1 protein-coding gene is annotated in these 26971 nt (G+C 71.1%); it reads right to left on the bottom strand.

Annotated features, from left to right (window positions below):
• Positions 1 to 23: 23 nt before the first annotated feature.
• Entirely contained in the window at positions 24 to 26828 is a 26805-nt protein-coding gene (locus C7H75_RS12820) for a non-ribosomal peptide synthase/polyketide synthase (RefSeq protein WP_106851421.1), read from the bottom strand.
• Between the last annotated feature and the right edge of the window lie 143 nt (positions 26829 to 26971).

Genomic DNA, 26971 nt, shown 5'->3' with positions numbered 1-26971 from the left:
AGTTTGTTGCGGCAGGACCGATTTCAGTGCGAAGCCAGATACTCTTCGAGGAGCGGTCCGATCGCGGACAGTGCCTCGGGCTCGATCATCTGGTTGTGCTCGCAGTCGATCGTGAACTCACGGATGCGTCCGGTGATCGCGGGCTGCCACACCTGCGGCGAATGCCGGGGGGTGGACTGCGCACTGCCGTCACCGCGTCCGGCGGTGAAGAACAGCAGGTCGCCGTCGAACACATCGGGTGCGTAGCGGTTCATGATCCGGGCCGAGGTGGTGAACCCCTCGTTGATGCGTTCGAGGTGCGCAGGGGTGAGACCCGTGTCCTGACCGAGGGATTCGTTGAGCAGATCGACCGCCTGCGCGTACGTCAGGTCCCGGACGTCGCCGTACGGGGCGAGATCGAGGCCCAATCCCTCGAGCAGTTCGACCACGGTCAGATGCCCTGGTTCCTCCTCCCCCTCGGTGAGGTAGCTGTCCATGATCGCCAGGGTGGCGACCTCCTCACCGGCGCCCCGCAGTTCGACGGCCATCGCGTGGGCGATCACACCGCCGAGCGACCAGCCGAGCAGGTGGTACGGCCCGTGCGGCTGCACCGTCCGGATCTCCTCGACGTACCGGTGCGCGAGCTGCTGCACCGACCCGAAGTCCGGACCGCCGCTCAGCAACGGCAATTGCAGACCGAACGCCGGACGGTCCTTCGCGAGGTACTGCACGAGGCCGGCGTAGCCCCAGGACAGGCCGATGCCGGGATGGATGCAGAACAGCGGTGGTCGTTCGCCGTTGGGGCGCAGCGGGATCACCACACCCAGGGCGTCGTCGACCGGGGAATCGCTGCGTCCCAGGTATCCCACCGGCAGGTCGATCCGCTTGGCCAGGCCCGACGGGGTCGGATCCAGGAACATCGTCTGCAGCGGCAGCTGCCGGCCGAGGCGGGCCTGCAGCTCCGACATGATGCGCGTGGCGATGATCGAGTTGCCGCCGAGATCGAAGAAGCTGTCGTCGATGCCGACGTGGTCGACTCCGAGGACGTCGGCGAACACCTCCGTCACCGCACGCTCGGTGGCGGTCGACGGTGGCCGGAACTCGGTGGTCAGCGACGTGAATTCCGGTGTCGGCAGGGCCCGGCGGTCGAGCTTGCCGACCGGCGTCAGCGGGATCTCGTCGAGTACCACCACCGCGGACGGCACCATGTGCGCGGGCAGTTGCGCCGCGACGTGCGCTCGCAGCTCACGGGCTTCGACGGAGTGCCCCTCCACCGGCCGGACGTACGACGCGAGCAGGGTGTCCCCGGACGGCCCCGTGTGGCCCAGCGTCGCCGCGAACGTGATCGCGGGATGCCGGGTGAGGACGGCGTCGATCTCGCCGAGCTCGATGCGGAAGCCGCGGACCTTCACCTGGAAGTCCGACCGGCCGATGTACTCGATCGTGTCGTCGTGGCGCCACCGGACCACGTCGCCCGTGCGGTACATCCGGGATCCGGGCGGGCCGAAGGGGTTCGCGACGAACCGTTCGGCGGTCAGTCCGGGCCGGTTGTGGTAGCCGCGGGCCAGGCCGGGGCCGGAGATGTACAGCTCGCCGGGCACTCCGACGGGGACCGGGCGCAGGCGGCCGTCGAGGACGGCCTCCTCGAATCCGATCGCCGGTCCACCGATGTTGACGGTCTCGCCGGGCTGCATCGGGGCGCTGACACTGGCCTGGATGGTGGTCTCGGTGGGACCGTACCCGTTGAACATTCGGCGGCCGGGCGCCCACTTGGCGACGAGTTCGGGTGGGCACGCCTCCCCCGCCACCGCGAGGATCCGCAGCGACTCGAGTCCCTCGTCCTCGATCGAGGCCAGGGCGGTGGGGGTGATGAAGCCGTGCGTCACACCTTCCCGTGAGAGCAGGTCGGTCAGTTCGGCGCCGCCGTAGACGGTGGGCGGCACGATCACCAGGCGTGCGCCGGCGCTGAACGCCATCATCATCTCGAACACGGAGGCGTCGAAGCTCGGCGAGGCCAGGTGCGATACCCGGGCGTCGGGGGTGACCGAGAACCTCTGGCGTTCCTCCTCGGTGAGGTTCGCGATGCCCAGGTGCGTGACGATGACGCCCTTGGGTCGGCCCGTCGATCCCGACGTGTAGATGAGGTACGCCGGATGTGTGAGGTGCAGCGGCGCCGTCCGGTCGGCGTCGGTCACCGGCGCGGGTGAGGCGTCCGCGAGCCGAGCCGCGATCGCATCGTCGTCGAGGACCAGCCACGGCACCGTGTCCGGAAGTCGTTCGCGCAGTGCCGACGTCGTGAGCCCGAGGCGCGCACCCGAATCGGTGAGCATGTGCGCGATGCGTTCGGCCGGGTAGTTCGGATCGACCGGAACGAATGCCGCACCCGATTTCGCGACCGCCCAGATGGACACGATCTCGTCGATCGAGCGGGGCATCCCGAGGGCGACGAACGTCTCCGGGCCGACGCCGCGTCCGGCGAGGACACGGGCGAGCCGGTTGGACCGTTCGTCGAGCTGCCGGTAGGTGAGGGTGCGGCCGAGGTAGGACAGGGCCACCGCGTCCGGGTTCACGGCCGCCGCCGACTCGAGCAGTTCCGGCCACACGTGGGGTGAGACGTCGTTGCCACCGTGCGCGGGTGCCAGGGCCGCGAGTTCGCCGGAGTCGAGGATCTCGATGTCGCCCACGGCGCGTGCCGGGTCGGCGACGACCGCCTCGAGGACGCGGATGAACCGGTGGGCGATGCCGCGCACGGTGGATTCGTCGAACAGGTCGGTGGCGAAGTCCAGCGACGCCAGGACCCCGGCCGGATCGCCGGTGTCGGTGAACTCCTCGGCGAGCACCAACTCGAGGTCTTCCTTGGCGACCTGGGCGTCGATCCCGACTCCCTCGACGGTCAGGCCGGGCAGCTCGAGTCGCGGTCGCTCGTTGTTCTGGAACTCGATCGACACCTGGAACAGCGGCGAGTAGGACGTGGACCGGGGCGGATTGATCTCCTCCACCAGGCGCTCGAACGGCACCTCGGCGTGCCCGAACGCGGCCAGATCCGACTCGCGGACCTGTTGCAGCAGCGCGTCGAAGGAGGTGTCGTGGTCGATCCGGGTCCGCAGCACCAGCGTGTTGACGAACATGCCGACGAGCTCGTCGAGGGCCATCTCGCCGCGGCCGGCGATCGGGGTGCCGATCGCGATGTCGTCCGTGTCGGCCAGCCGCGCCAACACGGTGGCGAGTGCGGCATGCATCGCCATGAACATGCTCGCGCCGTGCCGGTGCGCGAGTTCGGTGATGCGGGTGTGCAGTTCGGCAGGTACCCGGAACTCGACCCGGCCACCGCGGAACGTCTGCTGCACGGGACGGGGGCGGTCGGTGGGCAACTGGATGACGTCGGGCAGGCCCGCGAGCTCCTCGGTCCAGAACCGCAGCTGCCGCGAGATCAGCGAGTCGGGATCGGTGTCGGTCCCCAGCATCTCGTGCTGCCAGAGGGTGTAGTCGGCGTACTGCACCGGCAGCGGCGCCCACTGGGGACTCGTCCCCGCGGCCCGAGCGGTGTACGCGGCCATCAGGTCCCGGCCGAGCGGCGCCATCGAGTAGCCGTCGGCGCAGATGTGGTGCACGACGATGACCAGGACGTGGTGCTCGTCGTCGATCTCGAGGAGTTCGGCGCGCACCGGCGGTGCGGCGGTGACGTCGAACCCGTGCGAGGCGAAGGCGGTGATCTGCCGGCGCAGCTCGGTGTCGTCGTCGACCGGGACGGGCGTCAGGTCGGTGAGCACGTCGCCGACCGGCCAGACCTCCTGCGTCGGCTCCTGGTCGACGATCGGGTAGGCGGTGCGCAGCGACTCGTGCCGTTCGAGGACGTCGCCGACCGCGTCGCGCAGCGCGCCGGTGTCGAGTGCCCCGGTGAGGTTCACCGCCATCGGGATGTTGTAGGCGGCGGACCCGGTGTCGAACTGGTTGATGAACCACATGCGCTGCTGCGCGAGCGACAGCGGGATACGGTCCGGCCGTTCGCGACGGCCGAGCTCCGGCCGGGTGTGCCCGGTGCCGGCGCCGCGTTCGCGCGCGACCCACTGTGCGAGCGCGTGGATCGTCGGCGCCTCGAACAGTGCCCGCACCGGGATGTCGGCGTCGAGCAGGCCGCTGAGCCGGGCGGTGACGCGGGTGGCGATGAGCGAGTTACCGCCGAGATCGAAGAAGCTGTCGTCGATGCCGATCCGGTCGATGCCGAGCACCTCGGTGAACACGTCGGACAGCGTGTATTCGAGGGGGTTGGTCGGGGCGCGGAACTCGCCGCTGGTGAACGCGAACTCGGGTTCGGGCAACGCGGCGCGATCGAGCTTGCCGACCGGGGTCAGCGGGATCTCGTCGAGCACGGTCACCGCGGCGGGCACCATGTGGGACGGCAACTGTTCCGACAGCCGGTCGAGCAGGGCGCCCGTCTCGACGGTGGCCCCGGTCGTGGGGACCACGTACGACGCGAGCACGGTGTCGCCGGCCGGTCCGGGCACGCCGAGGGTGACCGCGAACCCGACCGTGGGATCGGCGGCCAACGCGGCGTCGATCTCGCCGAGTTCGATGCGGAACCCGCGGACCTTCACCTGGAAGTCCGAGCGGCCGACGTATTCGATCGTCAGGTCGGGGCGCCAGCGCACGATGTCGCCGGTGCGGTACATCCGTTCGCCCGGCTTACCGAACGGGTTCGCCACGAAGCGTTCCGCGGACAGTCCCGGACGCCGGTGGTAGCCGCGGGCCAGTCCGAGGCCGGCGATGTACAGCTCGCCGGGCACCCCGACCGGCACCGGTTGCAGGCGCCCGTCGAGAACCACCTCGTGGACACCGCGGATGGGGCCACCGATGGTGATCTGTTCGCCGACGGTCATGGGCGCGCTGATGTTCGACATGATCGTCGTCTCGGTCGGCCCGTACGCGTTGTGCAGGTCCCGGCCCGGGGCCCAGCGCGCGACCAGTTCCGGCGGGCAGGCCTCGCCGCCGACCGCGACGTGGGTGAACTCGTCGAGCCCGGTCGGATCGACGGTCGCGAGGGCGGCGGTGGTCACGAACGCGTGGGTGACGTGACCGTCGGCGAGGACGCGGGCCAGGTCGGCTCCGCCGAACACCGTGGGTTCGGCGATCACCATCGTCGCGCCCACACCGAACGCCTGCAGGTACTCGAAGACCGCGCCGTCGAAGCTGGGGGTGGCGAAGTGCAGGGTCCGGGATGTGGCGGTGGCCCCGAAGCGGGCCTGCTGGTCGAGGGCGAAGTTGTCGAGGCCGCGGTGCGCGACGACGACGCCCTTGGGCCGGCCCGTCGACCCGGAGGTGTAGACGACGTACGCGGCGTGTTCGAGCCCGAGCGGCGCGGTGCGGTCCGCGTCGGTGACCGGGGCGTCGGAGTGGGCCGCGCAGGCCGCCGCGACGTCCGGGTCCTCGAGGGTGAGCCAGGTGACGGTGTCGGGCAGCCGGTGTCGATGCGCCGCGACGGTCAGACCGAGGCCTGCACCGGAATCGGCGAGCATGTGTTCGATCCGTTCGGGCGGATAGTTGGGGTCGATCGGGACGAAGGCGGCACCGGTCTTGGTGACCGCCCACACCGCGAGCACCGACTCCACGGACCGGGGTATCCCCAGCGCGACGTACGACTCCGGTCCCACACCCTGGTCGATGAGGACGCGGGCGATCCGCGACGACCGGGTGTCGAGTTCGCGGTAGGTGACCTCGCGACCGGAGAACGACAACGCGATCGCTTCGGGGTCCAGGGCCGCGGCGTCGGTGAAGATGTCGGGCAGGGTGCGGATCGATCCGCCGACCGGGCCCTCGACCGGCGCCAGATCGTGGCGCTCGGTGTCGGTGAGCAGGTCCAGGCGGGCGAGCGGACGGTCCGGGTCGGTCGCGATGTGTTCGAGGACGACGGTGACGCGTGTCGCGATCGACTCGACCACGGCGGGGTCGAAGACCTCGGGGAAGTACTCGAACTTGAGGTTCAGGCTGCCGTTCACCGACGCCACCAGCGACAGCGGGTAGTGCGCGGCGTCGCGGCCGTCGATACCGGTGACCTTGAGGCCGGCGATGTCGGTGTCCGCGGTCAGAGCGTTGCGGTCCACCGGGTACGACTCGAACACCGTGAGAGTGTCGAAGGTGGCGGCGGGGCCGGTGGCGCGCTGGATGTCGGCGAGCCCGAGGTAGTGGTGGTCGAGGAGCGCGGCCTGCTCGCGTTGGACGCGATCGAGCAGTTCACCGAGGGTTTCGCCGGCGTCGAGGGTGACCCGCACCGGCAGTGTGTTGATGAACAGACCGACCATCGACTCGATGCCGGGAATCTGCGGGGGCCGACCGGACACGGTGCCGCCGAACAGGACGTCCGTGCGCGCCGTCAGCGCGCCGAGCACGATGCCCCACGCGGCCTGCACGACGGTGTTGAGGGTCAGCCCGCGCTCCCGGACGAGGGACCGCAGTGTGTCGGTGTGCTCCGCGGTCAGGGCCACCTCCAGTTCGGCGGTCCCGCCGCCGGCACTGGGGACGGCGGGGGCCAGCAGGGTCGGCTCCTCGAGCCCGGCGAGCGCCTTGCGCCACGCGTCGGTGGACTCGGCCGGGTCCTGCGTCGCCATCCACGCCAGGTAGTCGCGGTACGGGTGCACTCGCGGCAGCACGGACGCATCGGCGTCGGTCGCGTACAAAGTCAGCAGATCGCGGATCACCAGGGGTGTGGACCAGCCGTCGAGCAGGATGTGGTGGTTGGTGACGACCAGGCGGTAGTCGCCGGCACCGAACTTCACCAGCGTCATCCGGATCGCGGGCGCCGCCGTCAGATCGAATCGGGTCCCGCGATCGGCGGCGGTCAGTTCGTCGAAGCGGCGGGCGCGGGTGCCCGGATCGAGGCGCGAGAGGTCCACCTCGGTCCACGGCAGTTCCACGCGGTCGGGGATCACCTGCACCGCGCCGCTGTCCGACGCGGCACCCTCGACCCGGACGAACGCCGCCCGCAGATTCGGGTGCCGGTCGAGCAGCGCCTGCCCCGCCCGCCACAGCCGGTCGGTGTCGACCGTGCCGCCCAGCGACAGCGTCAGCTGCACCAGATACGCGTCCACGGAGTCGTCGGCGAGCATCGCGTGGAAGTGCAGGCCCGCCTGCAGCGGCGACAGCGACCACACGTCGTCCAGGCCCGGGTACCGGTGCTCGAGTGCCTCGATCGCGTCCTGGTCGAGCCGGACCAGGTCCAGATCGGACGGGGTGAGCCCGCCCGCTCCGGGATGCGCGGCGTGCCGTGCGAGCGCGGACAGCGCCCGCACCCACAGGTCGGCGAGTTCCCCGACGTCGACGGTCGCGAGGACCCCGCTGGGGAACGCCCACGTGGCGCGCAGCCGCGGCCCGTCGGGGGTGTCGCCGACGACGGCATTGACGTCGAGGGCGGACGCGACCGGCATCGTGGCGCTCGGGGCGTCGTCGAGTTCGGTGTCGGACACCGGAACCCACGGCACGTCGGTGCCGGTCGAGGTTCCCCCGAGCCGGCCGAGGTAGTTGAACCCGACCTGCGGCACCGGCAGTTCCGCCAGCACCGGCCCCGTGCGCGGATCGAGGTACCGGAGCATCCCGAACCCGATGCCGTGATCGGGGATCGCCAGCAACTGTTCCTTGACGGCCTTGAGGGCTGCCCCGGCGGCCGGCCCCGCGGCGAACGCGTCGTCGACGTCGATTCCGGTCAGATCCAGGCGGACCGGGAAGATCGTCGTGAACCATCCGACGGTTCGTCCCAGGTCGGCCCCGGGCACCACCTGATCCTCGCGGCCGTGGCCCTCGAGGTTGACCAGTGCGGCGTCGGTGTCGGCCCCGCGGGTGCGCCGCCACCGGGTCAGTGCCATCGCCAGCGCGGTGAGCAGGGCGTCGTTGACGTTGCCGCGGAACACCTCCGGCACCGTCGTGAGCAGTGCCTCGGTGACCGCGGACGGCAGTTCCACGGACACCTTGTCGACCGTCCCGTACACGTCGACCGCCGGGTCGAGCGGACGCGACCCGATCACCGGGTCCGGGGTGTCGAGGGTGCCCTGCCACAGCTCGAGCTCGCGGTCCCGGCCTGCGGTCGCATCGGCCAGACCGTGCGCCCAGCGCCGCATGGAGGTGCCGGTCGGTGCCAGGTCGGGCAGCTCCCCCGCGGCGATCCGCGTCCACGCGGCGGCCAGGTCCGGAACCAGGATGCGCCAGGAGACGCCGTCCACGGCGAGGTGGTGGATCACCAGGAGCAGCCGACCCCCGGTCTCGCCGGCGTCGAACCACACCGCCTGCAGCACGGCTCCGGCAGCGGGATCCAAGCGGCCGGCGGCGTCGTCGAGCGCCGCACCCGCCACGGCGGTGAAGTCGGGTCCGGACAGTGCGTCGACGGGGATCCGGGTGATCAGGTCGTCGGCGTCGACCGCCCCGACTGGCCGGACCAGCATGTGCGGGTCCGGGCCGGTGTGTAGTTGCGCGCGCAGCATGTCGTGCCGGTCGACGACGGCCTGCAACGTGCGCGCGAGACGTTCCCGGTCGGTGCGGCTCGGCAGCGCCAGGAGGGCGGTCTGCGTGTACCGACGCACGTCGTCGCTGCGCTCGAGGAGCCAGTGCATGATCGGGGTGAGCGGGAACTCACCGACCCCGCCGCCGGGGAGTTCGTCGAGGTGCACCGGGGTTTCCCCGGAATCGGCCGCGGCGACGGCCGCGAGGCCCGCGACACTGCGGTGTTCGAACACGTCACGCGGCGTGAAACGCAACCCCGCGTCCTTCGCTCGCGACACCAGCTGGATCGACATGATCGAATCGCCACCCAGCCCGAAGAACGAATCGTCCACACCGACCGAATCCAGACCGAGCACCTCCGCGAACAGGCCGGCGAGGGTGCGTTCGACGTCGGTCTCGGGAGCGCGGCCGCGGGCGGCCCCGGTGCCGAACTCCGGTTGCGGCAGCGCCTTGCGGTCCAGCTTGCCGTTCGCGGTGAGCGGAAGCTCGTCGAGCAGCATCAGGGTCGCGGGAACCATGTACGACGTCAGTTCCCGGCCCACGTGACCGAGCACGTCCTGCGGGTCGACGTCGAGTCCCTGTTCGGGCACCGCGTAGCCGACCAGCCGCGCTGGTCCGGTGCCGTCCCGGTGCACGGCCACCACGGCCTGTGCGACGCCGGGGTACCGCAACAGCGCGGCCTCGATCTCGCCGAGCTCGATCCGGAAGCCGCGGATCTTCACCTGGAAGTCGCTGCGGCCCAGGTATTCGAGCCGCCCGTCGCGGTTCCAGCGGGCGAGGTCGCCGGTGCGGTACATCCGGGATCCCGGCGCACCGAACGGGTCGGCGACGAACCGGCTCGACGTCAGGGCGCTCCGACCCAGGTAGCCGCGGGTCAACTGCTCTCCCGCGACGTACATCTCGCCGACGACGCCCGGCGGGACCGGGTGCAGGCGTTCGTCGAGGACGACCACCCGCAGGCCGGGGATCGCGCGGCCGATGACGCTGGCGTCGGCGGCCTCGGCGAACGCGCGGTCGAGTTCGAGATGGGTGACGTGCACGGTGGTCTCGGTGATGCCGTACATATTCACCAGCCGCGGCGCGCTGTCCGGATGCCGCGTGTACCAGCGGCCGAGCTGGCCGAGGTCGAGGGCCTCGCCACCGAACACGACATACCGCAACGCCAGATCGGTTGCCGTCGTGCCCTGTTCGCTCGCGAGGCGGTCGGCCTCCGCGAGTTGGTAGAACGCGGTCGGCGTCTGGTTGAGCACCGTGACCTGCTCGGTGCGCAACAGGTCGAGGAACATCTCCGGCGAGCGCGCAGTGTAGAAGTCGACCACGACCAGCCGCCCGCCGTGCAGCAGCGGGCCCCACAGCTCCCAGACCGAGAAGTCGAAGGCGTAGGAATGGAACATCGTCCACACGTCGTGTTCGTCGAACCCGAAGGCGCCGGTGGTGTTCGCGAACAGGGTCAGCACGTTGCGGTGGGTGACCTGCACGCCCTTGGGGCGGCCGGTGGAACCGGAGGTGTAGATGACGTACGCCACGTCGTCGGGGCGCAGGGGCGTGAGCCGGTCGGCGTCGGTGACCGCCCGGTCCGGCGCCGCCGCGAGCGCCGCGGCGGTCTCGTCGGTGTCGAGACGGATCAGGGGAACGTCGGTCGACGGGATGGCGTCGGCGTCGGCGCCGGTGGTCAGCACACACACCGGCGCGGCGTCGGTGAGCATGTAGGAGAGCCGTTCGGCCGGATAGGTGACGTCCAGCGGCAGGTAGCCGGCACCGGACTTGATGACGGCGAGCAGCGCGACGACGAGGTCCGCCGACCGCGGCAGCGCCACCGCTACCAGCGTCTCCGGGCCCACCCCGAGCGAGACGAGATGCCGCGCGAGGCGGTTGGCGCGGGCGTCGAGTTCGGCGTACCCGAGCGTCGACGCCTCGTAGGTGAGCGCCGGACGGTCCGGGAAGCGGGCCGCGGCGAGCGCGAACCGGTCGGCCAGCGTCTCGTCTGCCGCGCGGACCCCCTCCGCGTTCCACCGGTGCAGCATCGTGTCGAGTTCGGTCGCGGTGGTGATCGTGATGTCGCCGATCGCCCGTTCGGGCTCCGCCACGAGAGCGTCGAGCAGTCGGGTGAACCGCTCCCCCAGCTCGCGCACCGTGCCCGGGTCGAACAGATCCGTCGCGTAGGTGAAGACCGCGGCGATACCGTCCGGGACGCCGGCGTCGTCGTGACGCTCGGCGAGGGTCAGTTGCAGGTCGAACTTCGCCACCGCCAGATCGGCGGCGACCGGGTCCGCGACGAGGCCGGGCAGCTCGAGCCGGGGCAGCTCGTTGTTCTGGAACTCGAGCATCACCTGGAACAGCGGCGAGTGCGCGGTGGAGCGTTCCGGGGCCAGCACGTCGACGAGGCGCTCGAACGGCAGATCCGCGTGCCCGAACGCCGCGAGGTCGAATTCGCGGGTGCGGGCGAGCAGGTCCGCGAAACCGCCCGCCGGGTCGACGTCGGACCGCAGCACCAGGGTGTTGACGAACATGCCGACCAGGTCGTCGAGTTCGGCCTCGCCGCGGCCGGCGATCGGGGTGCCGATCGCGATGTCGTCGGTGCCGCTGAGCTTGGCCAGCAACACCGCCAGGGCGGCGTGCGTGGCCATGAACATCGTCGCGCCGTGCCGCCGTGCCGACTCGGCCAGCGCCCGGTGCACCTCCGCGGGGATCTCGAACTCGACGCGGGCGCCGTCGAAGCTCTGCCGGGTGGGGCGGGGTCGGTCGGTGGGCAGCAGGATCGCCTCGGGGAGCCCGGCCAGCGCCTCCGTCCAGAACGCCAGCTGTCGACGCCCCGGCGAATCCGGGTCGTCCTCGGAGCCGAGCACCTGGTGCTGCCACAGCGCGAAGTCCGCGTACTGCACCGGCAGCGGCGCCCACTGTGGGACGTGGCCGCCCGTGCGGGCGACGTAGGCCGCCATGACGTCCCGCGCGAGGGGTGCCATCGAGAAGCCGTCGGCGCAGATGTGGTGGACCACGATCGTCAGGACGTGCTCCCGCGGGCCGAGCCGCAGCAGTTCGGCGCGCACCGGCACGGCGGTGGTGACGTCGAACCCACGGGAGATCAGCGCCGCGATCCGCTCCGGAACGCGGTCCGGTGGTACGTCGACGGCGTCGAGGCTCGGCGCGGCCTCGGCGGCCGGCACCACCAGCTGGACCGGCTCGCCGTCCCGCGACGGGAACAGGGTGCGCAGCGTCTCGTGGCGCTCCTGCACGTCCGCGACCGCCGCGGTGAGAGCGGCGACGTCGAGGTCGCCGGTGAGGCGGACCGCGAGCGGGATGTTGTAGGCGGCGGATTCGGTGTCGAACTGGTTGATGAACCACATCCGCTTCTGGGCCAGCGACAACGGAAGCGGGTCGGGCCGGTCCTGGGGCCGCAACGGTGGCCGGGCCGCCGCGTCGAGGTGCGCCCGCGAGACCCAGCGCGCGAGTTCGTGCGCGGTCGGCGCCTCGAACAGCGCCCGCACCCCGAGGTCGACGCCGAGAGCCGCGCCGAGTCGGGCGATCACCCGGGTGGCGATGAGCGAGTTGCCGCCGAGGTCGAAGAAGCTGTCGTCGACGCCGATGCGCTCGAGCCCGAGGACCGCGGTGAACGTGTCGACGATGGTCTGCTCGGTGGGATCGGTCGGGGCCCGGAACGTGGTGGCGGCGGGCAGGAACTCCGGTGCCGGGAGTGCGGCGCGATCCAGTTTGCCGATCGGCGTCAGGGGGATCTCGTCGAGGATCATGATGCTCGCGGGCACCATCTGCGCGGGCAGGTGCTCGGCGACGTACTCCCGCAGCGCACCCGGCTCGGGCTGCGCGCCGGCGACCGGCAGCACGTACGTGACCAGCGCCGTCTCCCCGGTCGGTCCGGGCCGTCCCAGCGTGACCGCGAACCGGATGTCGGGGTGGTCGCCGAACGCGTTGTCGATGTCGCCGAGTTCGATCCGGAAGCCGCGGATCTTCACCTGGAAATCGGATCGTCCGACGTACTCGATCGTGCGGTCCGCGAGCACACGCACCACGTCGCCGGTGCGGTACATGCGTTCGCCGGGGACCCCGTGCGGGTTCGCCACGAACCGTTCCGCCGTGAGGCCCGGACGCCGATGGTAGCCGCGCGCCAGGTTCGGTCCGGCGATGTACAGCTCGCCGGGAACCCCCGCCGGCACCGGCCGCAGGTTGGTGTCGAGCACCAGCTCGGACACCCCGCGCAGCGGCGCGCCGATCGTGACGGTTTCGCCGGTGACCAACGGCGCGCTGACATTCGCCATGACGGTGGCCTCGGTGGGCCCGTAACCGTTGTAGAAGCGCCTCCCGTGCGCCCACCGCGCCACCAGTTCCGGTGGGACGGCCTCGCCGCCCACCATCACCTCGGTGAACTCGTCGAGACCGGCGGGGTCGACGGTCGCCGCCGCCGCGGTGGTGATGAAAGCGTGCGTGACGTGCTGGTCGCGGATCAGGTCCGCGAGTTCGCTGCCGCCGTACACGCTGGTGGGAGCGATGACCATGGTCGCGGCCGGACCGAACGCCAGCAGGTAGTCCAGCACCGCGGCATCGAAGCTCGGAGTCGAGAAGTGCAGGGTCCGCGACGAGGGCCGGGTCGCGAAGTGCGTGAGGTACTCCTCGGAGAGGTTGTCGAGGCCCTCGTGCGTGACGACCACACCCTTCGGGGTCCCGGTGGTGCCGGAGGTGTAGATCACGTACGCCGGGTGCGTCAGCCGCAGCGGCACCGGCCGCGCGTCGTCGCCGACGGGCGCGGCGGACTGCGCGGCGCGGCGGCTTTCGAACGCGGGATCGTCCAGGACGGTCCACGGCACGGTAGCGGGCAGCCGGTCGCGCGCCCCGGTCACCGTCAGGCCCGCCGTCGCGCCGGAGTCCTCGAGCATGAACGCGATCCGCTCCGCCGGATAGTTCGGGTCGACGGGCAGGAACGCGGCACCCGTCTTGGCGACCGCCCACACCGCGACGACCGAATCGATCGACCGGGGAATCCCCAACGCCACGAACGACTCCGGACCCACCCCGTCGTCGAGGAGGACGCGGGCCAATCGGTTGGATCGTTCGTCGAGTTCACGGTAGGTGACCTCGGTGGTGCCCGACACCAGTGCGATCGCGTCCGGATCGGCCGCGGCCGCATCGGTGAACAACTGCGGCAGGGTGCGCACGGACCGGCCGGGACGGCCACGCAGCGGCACCAATTCGGCCCATTCCGCGTCGGACAGCAGCCGCAGGCGCGCCAGCGGGCACTGCGGATCCTCCGACATCTCGACGAGGACGCGCTGAACCCGCTCCGCCAGCGACCGGGCCTGCCCGCGGTCGAACAGGTCGGGCAGGAACTTGAGCTTCATCCGGAGCCGGTCGTCGGCGTTGGCGACGAGGGTGAGCGGATAGTGTGCGGCGTCGGAGCCTTCGTGCACGCGCACCAGGCGCAGCCCGGAGATGTCCGCGTCGGTGATCGCCGACCGGTCCACCGGATAGGACTCGAACACCGTGAGGGTGTCGAACGCCAGCGCCGGTCCGACGGCGTCCTGGATGTCGGTGAGGCTCACGTGGTGATGGTCGAGGAGTCCGGCCTGTTCGGACTGGATCCGGCGCAGCAACTCCCCCACCGATTCCCGCGCGTCGAGCCGCACCCGGACGGGCAGCGTGTTGATGAACAGCCCGATCATGGATTCGATGCCGGGGATGTGCGGTGGGCGACCCGACACGGTGCCGCCGAACACGACGTCGCCGCGGCCGGTGGAGGCGCCCAGCACGATCGCCCACGCGGCCTGCACCATCGTGTTCAACGTGACGCCCCACTGCCGGCCGATCGACTGCAGCCGGGCGGTGCGGGTGACGTCGAGCGAGATGTCGATCTCGGCGGGCACGGTGGCCTGTTCGCGGCCGCGGTCGAGCGGCGCCAGCAGTGTCGGTTCGTCGAGACCGGCGAGCGATCGGGTCCACGCTCGCACCCCGGCCTCCGGATCCTGTGCGGCGATCCATGCCAGGTAGTCCCGGTAGGCGTGCACCCGCGGCAGCACGGTGGTGTCGCCGTCCGTGGCGTACAGGGTGAGCAGCTCCTGCATCATCAGCGGTGTCGACCAGCCGTCGAGCAGGATGTGGTGGTTGGTCAGGATCAGCCGGTGCTCGTCCGGGCCGGTCCGCACCAGCAGGAACCGGATCAGCGGGGCCTCCGCCATGTCGAAGCGTCGGGTCCGGTCGTCGGCGATCAGCCGCGCCAGTTCGGCCTCCCGCACCGGCTCGTCGTGCTCGGACAGGTCGATCTCGTTCCACGGCAACGGCACCCGCTCCTGCACCACCTGGACGGGGGTGCCGTCGGGCCCGTGCACGAACGCGGACCGCAGGTTGGGATGGCGGTCGAGCATCGCCTGCCCGGCCCGCCGCAGCCGGCCGGGGTCGGCGCCGCGCACGTCGAGCATCATCTGCACCAGGTATGCGTCGACCGAGCGGTCGGCCAGTTGGGCGTGGAACAGCAGACCCGACTGCAGGGGCGAGAGCGACCACACGTCGGCGAGGTTCGGGAAGCGCTGCTCGAGCGTCTCGATCTCCGGCTGCCCGAGGTCGACCAGATCCAGATCCGACGGGCTCAGTCCGCCCGCCCCCGGCCGGGACACGTGCCGGGCCAGCGCGATCAGGGCCTCGGTCCACAGCCCGGCCAGCTCGGTGACGTCCGCGGCGGTCAGGACGCCGGCCGGGAAGCCCCACGTGGCGCGGAGCCGGGACCCGTCGGCCCCGTCGGTGGTGACCGCGTTGATGTCGAGGACCGACGCGACCGGCAGGTCGGCGTCCTGCAGGACGCTCAGGTCGGCATCGTCGGTCGGTACCCAGCCGGCGGCCCGCTGGTCCTCCGGGACCGCCGCAGTGAGCCGGCCCAGGTAGTTGAAGCTCACCTGCGCCGACGCCAGGCCGCGCAGCGCGCGTCCGCCCTCGTCGTCGAGGTACCGCAACATCCCGTATCCGATGCCGTGGTCGGGCACCGCCAGCAACTGTTCCTTGACGGCCTTGACCGCCGCGCCGGCGCCGCGCCCGCCCGTGAAGGCGTCGTCGATGTCGATTCCGGTCAGGTCCAACCGGATCGGAAACAGGGTGGTGAACCACCCGACGGTCCGCGCGAGGTCCGCGCCGGGCAGCACGTGGTCCTCGCGCCCGTGACCCTCGAGCGTCACCAGCGCGGTGTCGGCGTCGACGCCGTGGTCCCGGCGCCAGCGGACCAGGGCCATCGCCAGCGCGGTGAGCAGGCCGTCGTTGACGCTGCCGCGGAACGCGTCCGGCACCGTCGTCAGCAACGCGTCGGTCACGTCGGGTGAGACCTCGACGGTGACGGTCCGGGCGGTGGAGGCCACGTCCACCGCCGGATCGAGCGGGCGCGCTCCCAGCAGCGGGTCGTCCCCGGACAGCATCGCGCGCCACAGCTCGAGCTCGTCGCGGCGGTCCGCGGCGGCGTCGACGAGACCGTGCGCCCACCGCCGCATCGACGTGCCGACCGGTGCCGGGTCGGGCCGTTCACCGGCAACGATCTGCGCCCACGCGGTCGCCAGATCCGGCACCAGGATGCGCCACGAGACACCGTCGACCACGAGGTGGTGCACGACGATCAGCAGCCGCCCACCGCCCGACGCGGATTCGAGCCACACCACCTGCATCATCTCGCCCGCGGACGGGTCGAGACGATCCTCGGCCGCGTCGAGCTCGGCGCGGACGGTGTCGGCGAAGGCGTCTGTGCCGGGCGCCGCGTCGACCCGGATGCGCCGGATCAGCCACTCGGCGTACACCGAACCTGCCGGCGGCACGATCATGCGGTGCTCGCCGGGACGGATCCGGGCCCGGAGCATGTCGTGCCGATCCAGGACCGCCTGCACTGCACCGGTGAGCGAGGCGTCGTCGAGCCCCTCCGGCGCGGTCAGCAGCGCCGCCTGCGAGAACCGGTCGTGGTGTCCGCCGCGGTCGAGCAGCCAATGGGCGACGGGCAGCAGTGGCACGTCCCCGACGCCGCCGCCGTCGAGTTCGGCCAGGGTGGCGGTGTCCGCCCCGCTCTGCGCCACCCGGGCGAGCGCCTCGACCGTCTTGTGCTCGAACACGTCCCGGGGTGTGAAGTGCAGTCCCACAGCCTTCGCCCGCGACACCAGTTGGATCGACATGATCGAATCGCCGCCCAGCCCGAAGAACGAGTCGTCGACGCCCACCGAGCCCAGCCCCAGGACCTCGGCGAAGAGGTCGGCCAGCTGTCGTTCGCGTTCGGACCGCGGAGCGCGTCCCGCCGTGCGGGCGCCGAAGTCGGGCGCGGGCAGTGCCCGCCGGTCCAGCTTGCCCGCCGGACCGAGCGGGAGCGCGTCGAGCACCATCACCGCGGACGGAACCATGTACGACGCGAGGAACGTGCCGACGAACTCGGTGACGTCGGCGGGGTCGACCGCGGCGCCGGCTTCGGGCACCACGTACCCGACGAGTCGGCTCGCCGGCCCGGATCCGTCGACCGTGACGACGGCACGCGCCACCCCCGGGAACCGGCGCAGGGCGGACTCGATCTCGCCGAGCTCGATGCGGAAGCCGCGGACCTTGACCTGGAAGTCGGTGCGGCCCAGGTACTCCAGCTGTCCGGAGCCGTTCCATCGGACCAGGTCGCCGGTGCGGTACATGCGGCTGCCCGGGTCCCCGAACGGGTTCGCGACGAAGCGTTCCCCGGTGGTACCGGGACGGGCGTGATAGCCACGCGCCAGGCCGCTGCCGAGAACGTACAGCTCCCCCGGCACCCCGGCAGGCACCGGATGCAGCCGCGCATCGAGCACCACGAGCGACGTGCCCAGCGGGGGACGTCCGATCGTGACCGGGACTCCCACCGCGAGCGGTTCGCTGATGCTCGCGACGACGGTGGCCTCGGTCGGCCCGTACGCGTTGAACATCCGACGGCCCGGCGCCCACTGCGCCACCAGTTCGGGCGGGCACGCCTCGCCTCCGGTGGCGACGCACTCGAGCGCCGTCAGACCGGCGGGGTCCACCGAGGCGAGCGCGGCCGGCGTGACGAACGCGTGCGTGACGCGGTTTTCGCGCAACAGGTCCCGCAGCTCGTCGCCGCCGAGGACCGTGGGCGGCGCGACGACCATCGTGGCGCCCGAGCCCACCGCGAGTAGCAACTCGAGGATCGAGGCGTCGAAGCTGGGCGACGAGAAGTGCAGGGTCCGCGAGCGCGGTGTGATGCCGAACCGGGTCCGCTCCTCGGCCGCGAAGTTCGCGAGGCCGCGGTGCGAGACCACGACACCCTTGGGAATGCCGGTGGAACCGGACGTGTAGATCAGGTATGCGGGGTCGTCGAGCCGGACCGGCCGCACCCGGTCGGCGTCGGTGACCGGCCCACCGGGCTGGCGCTGCATCCGATCCCGGACGGCACTGTCGTCGAGCACGAGCCACTCCGTGACGGGAGGCAACGCGTCGCGGTGCCCGTGCACGGTGAGCCCGACGACGGCCCCGGAGTCGGTGAGCATGTGTTCGATGCGGTCCGCCGGATAGTTGGGGTCCACCGGGACGAACGCCGCACCGGTCTTGGCGACCGCCCACGTCGCGGTCACCGACTCGAGGGACCTGGCCAGTGCCAGTGCGACCACCGACTCGGGCCCGAGGCCGCGGGCGATCAGCAACCGCGCCAGCCGGTCCGAGTCCGCGTCGAGCTGCCGGTAGCTGAGTTCGCGTCCCTCGAACACCACCGCGGTGGCGTCGGGATCGACGACCCCGGCCGTCGCCAACAGCTCGGGCAGGGTCCGTGCGGGCACCCCCGCGCCGCCGCTCACCGGGGCGATCGCGGCCCGCTCGTCCGCCGTCAGCAGGTCGACGTCACCCACCCGGACGGCGGGATCGGCGGTGACGGCGCGCAGGACGGCACCGAACCGTTCGGCGAGGCGGGTCACGGTCGCCGGATCGAAGAGGTCGGTCGCGTAGGTGAATCCGGCTGCCACCCCGGCCGGTTCACCGGACTCGGTGAACTCCTCGGTGAGAGTGAGTTGCAGATCGAAGTTGGTGGAATCGGTGCCGGTGTCGACGACGGTGACCGTCAGGCCCGGCAGCTCCAGTCGTGGCTGCTCGTTGTTGCGGAACTCGAGCATCACCTGGAACAACGGCGAGTGCGCGGTGGAACGCTCCGGTGCCAGCGCATCCACGAGGCGCTCGAACGGCAGGTCGGCGTTGTGGAACGCATCGAGGTCGCCGTCGCGGACCGCGGCGAGCAACTCCGAGTAGGTGGCGGCGGGATCGAAGTGGCTCCGCAGCACCAGTGTGTTGACGAACATGCCGACCATGTCGTCGAGGGCGGCCGCACCGCGGCCCGCGATCGGTGTGCCGATCGCGACGTCGTCGGTGTCGCCCAGTCGGGCCAGTAGGGCTGCCAGCGCCGCGTGTACCGCCATGAACACGGTCGCGTTGTGGGTACGGGCGACGGCGGTGAGCCGACGGTGCACGTCGGGTCCGAGCCGGAACTCCTGGACCGCGCCGCGGAGCGTACGTTCCGACGGCCGCGGCCGGTCGGTGGGCAGATCGAGGACCTCCGGCAGTCCGTCGAGGGTGCGCGCCCAGTATTCGAGTTGCCTGGACAGCACGCTGTCCGGATCGTCGGTGCCGCCCAGCACCTTCTGCTGCCACAGTGCGTAGTCCGCGTACTGCACCGCGAGCGGTGTCCAGTGCGGGGCCCGGTCCTCGGTGCGGGCGATGTAGGCGCTCATCACGTCCCGCGCGAGCGGTGCCAGCGAGAACCCGTCGGCGCAGATGTGGTGCACGACGATCACCAGTACGTGGGTCTGCGGGCCCACGCGCAGCAGCAGCGACCGCACCGGCGGGGCGACCGTGACGTCGAACCCGCGTCCGGCGAACTCGGCGACCCGTTCCGCGACGTCCTGTTCGGCCACCGACTCCGGCTCCAGGTCTGGTGCGACGGCCGCGGTCGGAACGATCACCTGGACCGGTTCGCCGTCGATCATGGGGAACCGGGTGCGCAGCGATTCGTGCCGGTCGAGGACGTCGGCGACGGCTGCGCGGAGCGCTCCGCGATCGAGGTCGCCGTCGAGGCGGACGGGCAGCACCACGTTGTACGCGGCGGAGCTGGTGTCGAACTGGTTGATGAACCACATCCGCTTCTGCGCCAGCGACACCGGGACGGCCGCGGGCCGTTCGGCGGGTTCGAGCGGTGCCCGCTCGGGCCCGCGCATCCCACCGGACTCGATGCGCAGCGCGAGAGCGGCCACGGTGGGGGCGTCGAACACGTCCCGCACCCCGATGTGCGCGTCGAGCGCGTCGTTGACGCGCGCCACCAGCCGCGTCGCGGTCAGCGAGTTGCCGCCGAGGTCGAAGAAGCTGTCGTACACACCGATCCGCGTCGTGCCGACGAGTTCGCCGAAGATCAGTGCGAGGATTTCCTCGACCGGGCCACGAGGTGCCACGAACTCGGCCTCGACGGAACCGAATTCGGGAGCCGGCAACGCCCGGCGATCCAGCTTGCCGGTCGAGCCGAGCGGGAACTCGTCGAGCACCAGGATCTGCGACGGCACCATGTACGCGGGCAGCGACTCGGCGAGGGACTCCCGCAGTGCCGCCGGCTCGAGTTCGACGCCCGGATCGGCGATGACGTACCCGACGAGCGCCTCCCCCACGAGCTCGTCGCGGCGCACCACGACGACCGCCTGTGCCACACCCGGTCGGGAGAGCAGTGTGGCCTCCACTTCGCCGAGTTCGATCCGCAGCCCGCGCAGCTTCACCTGGAAGTCGGTGCGCCCCAGGTAGTCGAGGGAGTAGTCGAGGTGTCCGGTCTTGCGCCAGCGGACCAGGTCGCCGGTGCGGTACAACCGGGTGCCCGGAGCGCCGAACGGGTTCGCGACGAAGCGTTCCGCGGTCAGGTCCGGACGTCCCACGTAGCCGCGGGCCAGCTGGACACCGGCCAGGTACAGCTCGCCCGGCACCCCGACCGGCGCCGGATGCAGGCGGGCGTCGAGCACGTACACCTGGGTGTTCCAGACGGGCGTGCCGATCGGGACGGAAACGGTGTCGGCGGCGGTGTACTGCCGGTAGGTGACGTCGACGGCGGCCTCGGTGGGGCCGTACAGGTTGTGGAGTTCGGCGCCCGCCGGACCGACGAACTCGGCGAACGCCTCCGCGGTGCTGGGTGGGAGCGCTTCACCACTGCAGAACACGGTGCGAAGTGACCGGCACTGCACCGGGTCGGCGCCGACGACGAACGCGGCGAGCATCGACGGCACGAAGTGGGCGACGGTGACACCCCGGTCGTGGATCAGCTGCGACAGATAAGCCGGGTCGCGGTGCCCCTCGGGCAGCGCGATGGCCAGGCTCGCGCCGTTCTGCAGCGGCCAGAAGAACTCCCACACCGAGACGTCGAAGGTGGCGGGGGTCTTCTGCACGACGACATCGGTGCCGGTGAGGTGGTACCGGTCCTGCATCCAGGCCAGCCGGTTCACGATCGCGCGGTGGCTGACGGCGACGCCTTTGGGCCGGCCCGTCGAGCCCGACGTGTAGATCACGTACGCGACGTGGTCCGGGCGGAGGGCGCCTACCCGCTCCTCGGGACGGATCGGGCCGTCGCCGCGGCCGGCGAGGTCGAGACTGTCGATCTCGAGCACGTCGATGTCGGTCTGCAGACCGGCACGGTCGCGGCGGGTGGTCAACACGCACGCCGGGGCGGCGCTCGCGAGGACGTACTCGGTACGGGCGGCGGGGTGGTCCGGGTCGAGGGGGACGTACGCGCCGCCCGCTTCGGTCACCGCGTACATCCCGATCAGCAGGTCGAACGACCGCCGCATCGACAGTGCCACCCGGCTCTCCGGACCCACGCCGCGGGCGATCAGCTCACGCGCGAGGCGTCGGGCGCGGGAGGCGAACTCCGCGTAGGTGAGCTGTTCGTCGCCGAACGTGAGGGCGACCGCGTGCGGGGTGCGTCGGGCCTGGGCGTCGAACAGATCGGTCAGCGTCGCGTCCGGCACCGAGTGCGCGGTGGCGTTCCACTCGTCGAGGACGAGTTCGCGCTCGCCGTCGACGAGGACGTCGATGTCGCCGACCCGGACCGCCGGATCGACGCTGACCGCCTCGAGGATCCGCAGGTAGCGTTCCGCGAGGGCGGCGACCGTGTCGGGATCGAACAGGTCTGTCGCGTAGGACAGCGTGGCCTCGATCGGGCCCGGGCGGCCCTCCTCGTCCGATTGTTCGGTCAGGATCACCTGGAGATCGAATTTAGCTGTGCCGGTGTCGATCTCGTCCACCTCGACGGCGAGCCCGGGCAGTTCGAGCCGATTACGCTCGGATCCCTGCAACACCAGCATCACCTGGAACAGCGGCGAGTACGCCTCCGAGCGGGGCGGGTCGAGCACCTCGACCAGACGCTCGAACGGCACGTCGGTGTTGCCGAGGGCCGCCAGGTCGGTGGTTCGGGTGTGCGCCAGCAGATCGCTGAACGTCCCGCCGTGGTCCACCCGGCTGCGCAGCACGAGGGTGTTGACGAACATGCCGACCAGGTCGTCGAGTTCGGCCTCCCCGCGACCGGACACCGGTGAGCCGATCGTGACGTCGGTCGCGCCGCTGGCGCGGGCCAGCAGCACGGCCAGGGCCGCGTGCAGGACCATGAACAGGCTCGCCTCGTACTCGCCGGCCACCTCCAGGAGACGGCGGTGCAGGTGCGGGGCGATGGTGCAGCTCACCGTGCCGCCGCGCATCGACTGCTGCGGCGGCCGGGGGCGGTCGGTGGGCAGTTCCAGCAGATCGGGTGCCCCGGTCAATTCGTCGCGCCAGAAGGCGATCTGACGGGCAGCGAGGCTGCGCGGGTCGTCCTCCGCACCGAGCAGTTCCCGCTGCCACACCGCGTAGTCGGCGTACTGCACCGCGAGCGGCGGCCACGCCGGTTCGGTGCCGGCCGCGCGGGCCCCGTAGGCGACCATGACGTCGCGCGCGAGCGGCGCCATCGACAGTCCGTCCGCCGCCACGTGATGCGCAACCAGGGCGAGCACGTGCTCGGTGGGGCCGAGCCGCCACAGATGTGCCCGTACGGGCAGCTGCACGGAGACGTCGAAGGGTGCGGTCGCGACGCCCTGGAGGCGCTGTGGCAGCTGCGTCTCGGTGACGTCCTCGGGCTCGAGGTCGAGCGCCGCGTCGGCGACCGAACGCACCTGTTGCACCGGGCCGTCGGAGGTGTTCGGAAACACCGTGCGCAGCGTCTGGTGGCGTTCGACTACGTCGGCGAGCGCGCCGCGGAGTGCGGCAACGTCCAACGGGCCGCTCAGCCGGACCGCGATCGGGATGTTGTACGCGGCCGATCCCGGGGCGAGCTGATTGACGAACCACATCCGCTGCTGCGCGAGAGAGACCGGCACCGGTCCGGTGTGGTCGCGCGGCACCAGTGGCGGGCGTGCGCCGTGGCCCGGTCCGGCGGCCTCGACGCGTGCGGCGAGCACCCCCACGGTCGGTGCCTCGAACAGGTCGAGGACCGAGAGTTCGGTCCCGAGGGTCGCATTGATGCGGGCCACGATCCGGGTCGCGGTCAGCGAGTTGCCGCCGAGATCGAAGAAGCTGTCGGTGGTGCCGATCCGCTCCACGCCGAGCAGTTCGGAGAACACCCCGGCGATCTTCTTCTCGTCCAGGGTGGCCGGCGCGTGGAACTCGCCGGTGCCCACGTCGAACCGGGGCTCGGGCAGGGCCCGGCGATCGAGTTTCCCGGCCGGGGTCAGCGGGAGCGAATCGAGCACGACGACGCTCGCGGGCACCATGTGCGGCGGCAGCACGTCCGCGGCGTGCGCGGTGACCTCGGACGCCAGATGCTCCCCGACGCCGGTCTCCCGGTTGCTCTCCGCCTGCACGTACGCCACCAGCAGTGTGTCCCCCGACGGTCCGACGAACCCGGTGGCGAGCGCGAACCCGACGTCGGGGTGCGACCGGAGGGCGGCCTCGACCTCACCGAGTTCGATCCGGTAGCCGCGGATCTTGATCTGGAAGTCGGTGCGACCCACGTACTCGAGCGAGTGCCGCCGACCGAACCGGCGCCAGCGCACCAGGTCACCGGTGCGGTACATCCGGGTGCCGTCGAACGGGTTCGCCACGAAGCGTTCGGCAGTGGTCCCCGCCCGCGCGTGGTAACCGCGGGCCAGCCCCTCCCCGTACACGTACAACTCGCCGGCGACACCCGGCGGCACCGGCCGCAGCCGAGCGTCGAGCACCAGTACCCCGGTGCCGATGGGCGGGCAGCCGATCGTGACGTCCCGCCCCACCACCAACGGGTCGGACACACTCGACACGACGGTCGCCTCCGTGGGGCCGTACGCGTTGAACATCCGGTGCCGCGGCGCCCACTGTTCCACGAGATAGGGAGGGCAGGCCTCGCCGCCGGTCACCACGCACTCGAGCTCGGGCAACGCGTCCGCGTCGACCGATCCCAGCGCGGCCGGGGTGACGAACGCATGGGTGACCCGTTCGTCGCGCAGCAGCGCGGTCAACTCGGCGCCGCCGTAGACGGTCGGTGGTGCGATCACCATGGTCGCGCCCGCGCCGAACGCGAGCATCAGTTCGAGCACCGATGCGTCGAAGCTCGGCGACGAGAAGTGCAGCGTGCGCGAATCGGGCCGCACCCCGTAGCGCCGACGTTCGTCCTCGGCGAAGTTCGCCAACCCGCGATGAGTGACGGTGACGCCCTTGGGGGTTCCGGTCGACCCTGAGGTGTAGATCAGGTAGGCCGGGTTGTCGATGCGAACCGGGGCCGAACGGTCGGCGTCGGTGATCGTGTCGGGCGACCACTGGTGCACCTGTGCGCCGAATCCCGGATCGTCGACGACCAGGGCCGGCACGATGTCCGCGACCGCGGCCGCATGCGCGGCGACGGTCAGTGCCAGCGTCGCACCGGAATCGGTGAGCATGTGCTCGATGCGATCGGCCGGATAGTTCGGATCCACCGGTACGAACGCGGCACCGGTCTTGGCGACCGCCCACACCGACGCCACCGACTCGATGGAGCGGGGCATCGACAGCGCCACCACCGATTCCGGGCCGACACCCCGGGAGACGAGCAGCCGAGCCAGCCGATTCGAGTCCTCGTCGAGGGCGCGGTAACTCAGCTGTCGGCCCTCGTACGTCAGCGCCGTCCGCGTGGGGTCGGTGTGCGCGGCCGCGGCGAGGATCTCGGCGAGCGTGCGCGGCTCCACGCCGTCGCCGCCCCACACCCCGGACAGCTGTCGGCGCTCCTCCTCGGAGAGCAGATCGATGTCGGCGACGACCGTCGACGGATCCTCGAGCACCGCGTCGAGCACGCGCAGGAACCGCGCCGACAACGTCTCGATGGTCTCCGGATCGAACATGTCGGTCGCGAACGCGAACGACGCGTGCACACCGTCCGGGACCGCGTCCCCGGCAGCGTTGCCGGCGAAGCGTTCCTCCACCGTCAGCCGCAGATCGAGGGCGGAGATGTCCGGTCCGGTGTCGACGCCGCGCACCACCAGGCCGTCCTCGTCGAGATGCGGGGTGCGGCCGTCGAGGAACTCGAGCATCACCTGGAACAGCGGCGAGTGCGCGTTCTCCCGCGTCCGGTCCAGCGACTCGACCAGCTGCGCGAACGGTGTCTCGGCGTGCCGGAATGCAGCGGTGTCGGCGCGGCACACGTCGGTGAGCAGGTCGTCGAACGTCAGGCCCGGCGACAACCGGGTCCGCAACGTGAGGGTGTTGACGAACTCTCCTGCCGGGCTGCGGCCCGTCACCGGCGTGCCGATCGCGACGTCGTCGACGTCGGCCAGGCGTGCCAGCAGCACCACCAGCGCCGCATGGACGGCGGCGAACACCGTGCAGCCCCGGGCCTCGGACTGCGCGACGACGGCCCGGTGCACCGCCGCGGGGATCTCGAAGTCCACCCGGTCGCTGGCGAGGGCGCGCCGTGCCGGGCGGGGCCGGTCCGACGGCAGCGACAGGATGTCGGGCAGGCCGGCCAGCTCCCGCGACCAGAACTCGAGTTGCGCCGCGGTGCGCAACAATTGGGCACCCACCACCGAACTCTCGGCGTGGATGTCGGCGACCCGCGTGTCGGCGGAGGCCTGCACGAACTCCTCCACCAGTTCGAGGAACCGGCGGTGGTGGGTGTGCAACGCTTCCTGCGAGTAGCGTCCGGGATTCGCCCGGAACTCCACGAATGTTCTTGTCGGACTGCCGCTCTGGAAGAAGTTGACGAGCAGGTCCTCGACCGGGCCGGAGGTGACGATGTGATACTCGCCCTCGATGTCGCCGAGGGTCATCTTCTGGTGGAAGAGCATGACGTTGACCATCGGTCCGGCCAACCCGCGGGCGGTCCCGGTGAGACCGGCATCCCGGCGGATGTCCTCGATGCTGCACCGCTGATGCCGCAGGGCGCCCATCAGTTCCAGCTGGATCCGGCCCACGAGGTCGGCGACGGTGTCGTTGGGCAAGACCGTCGCACGCAGCGGTGCCACGTTGACGAGCATGCCGCCGGACCGCTGCAGCGGCGCCGTGGTGCGGGCCGAGACGGGCATGTTGACCAGCACGTCGGTGCGTCCGGTCATGCGGGCGAGGTAGCACGCGAAGGCCGCGATCAGCACGGCGGCCGGCGTGGCCTCGAGTGTCCGATCGGTGGAGTCGAGTGCGGTGATGACGGCCTCGGGCAGCGGTGCGCTCTCGAGCCGGCTCACCGCGGAGACCGGTGCGTCCGTCTCGGCCAGCGTGGACCCGGCCTCGATTCCGGCGATGTGGTCGGCCCAGTACTCACGATCGGCCTGGAAGCGACCGGACGCGCGATACTTCTGGTCGATCGCGAGGAGCTCGCGCAGATCGAGCGCCCGGTTCGGTTCCGGATCCCGGTGCTCGAGCGCGGCGGTGTAGAGCGCGGCGATCCGGTTCGCTACCGTCATGCCGCTGTACCCGTCGAGAGCGACGTGATGAATCCTCGTGTACCACAGATACTCTCGATCACCGACCTGCAGGATGGTCATGTCGATGAGGCGATCGCGGGTGAGATCGATCGGGACCGAGTAGTCGTGTTCCATCCAGGCGTGCGCGGCGGCCGTCGGATCCGGGTGATCGCGTAGATCGACCTGTTCGATGGATGTGTCGGTGTCGGGGTCGATGAACTGGTAGGGCTCACCGTCGACGTCGATCAGGTGCAGGAACGGCGACTGGAACTCCTCCGCAGCGGTGACCGCGCAGTGGCTCAGCAGGTCGACGTCCAGGTCGCCCTGGAGCGTGACGTACTGCGCGATGAAGATGGGGACCGCCGGCGTGAGTTGCTGGGCGAACCACATACTTCGCTGCACCGCGGAGAGCGGAAACGCTTCCGCGGGAAGAGCTGGTGTGCCGGAACCGTGACCGACCGGTTCCCGAGATCCTGACATCGTCATTTACACGCCCCCTGCGAGCAGAATGCCCTGGTTGCATCGGGACCACACCATATCAAGATCCACAACACGCACGGACGGTTTCCGGACCCGTGAAGGTTGCTCATATGGCCTGGTAGATAGTGGTATTTGACCCTTCGGTCCGG

This window comes from Rhodococcus (subgen. Prescottella) equi, from assembly GCF_003013675.1.
GTDB classification, from domain to species: Bacteria; Actinomycetota; Actinomycetes; order Mycobacteriales; family Mycobacteriaceae; genus Prescottella; species Prescottella equi.
The sequence above is the reverse complement of the archived record's forward strand: the minus strand, read 5'-3'. Positions and strand labels throughout refer to the sequence as shown.

Coding starts and splice junctions, on each gene's coding strand:
- C7H75_RS12820 (WP_106851421.1), bottom strand. CDS start 26,828: ATGACGATGTCAGGATCTCGGGAACCGGTCGGTCACGGTTCCGGCACA.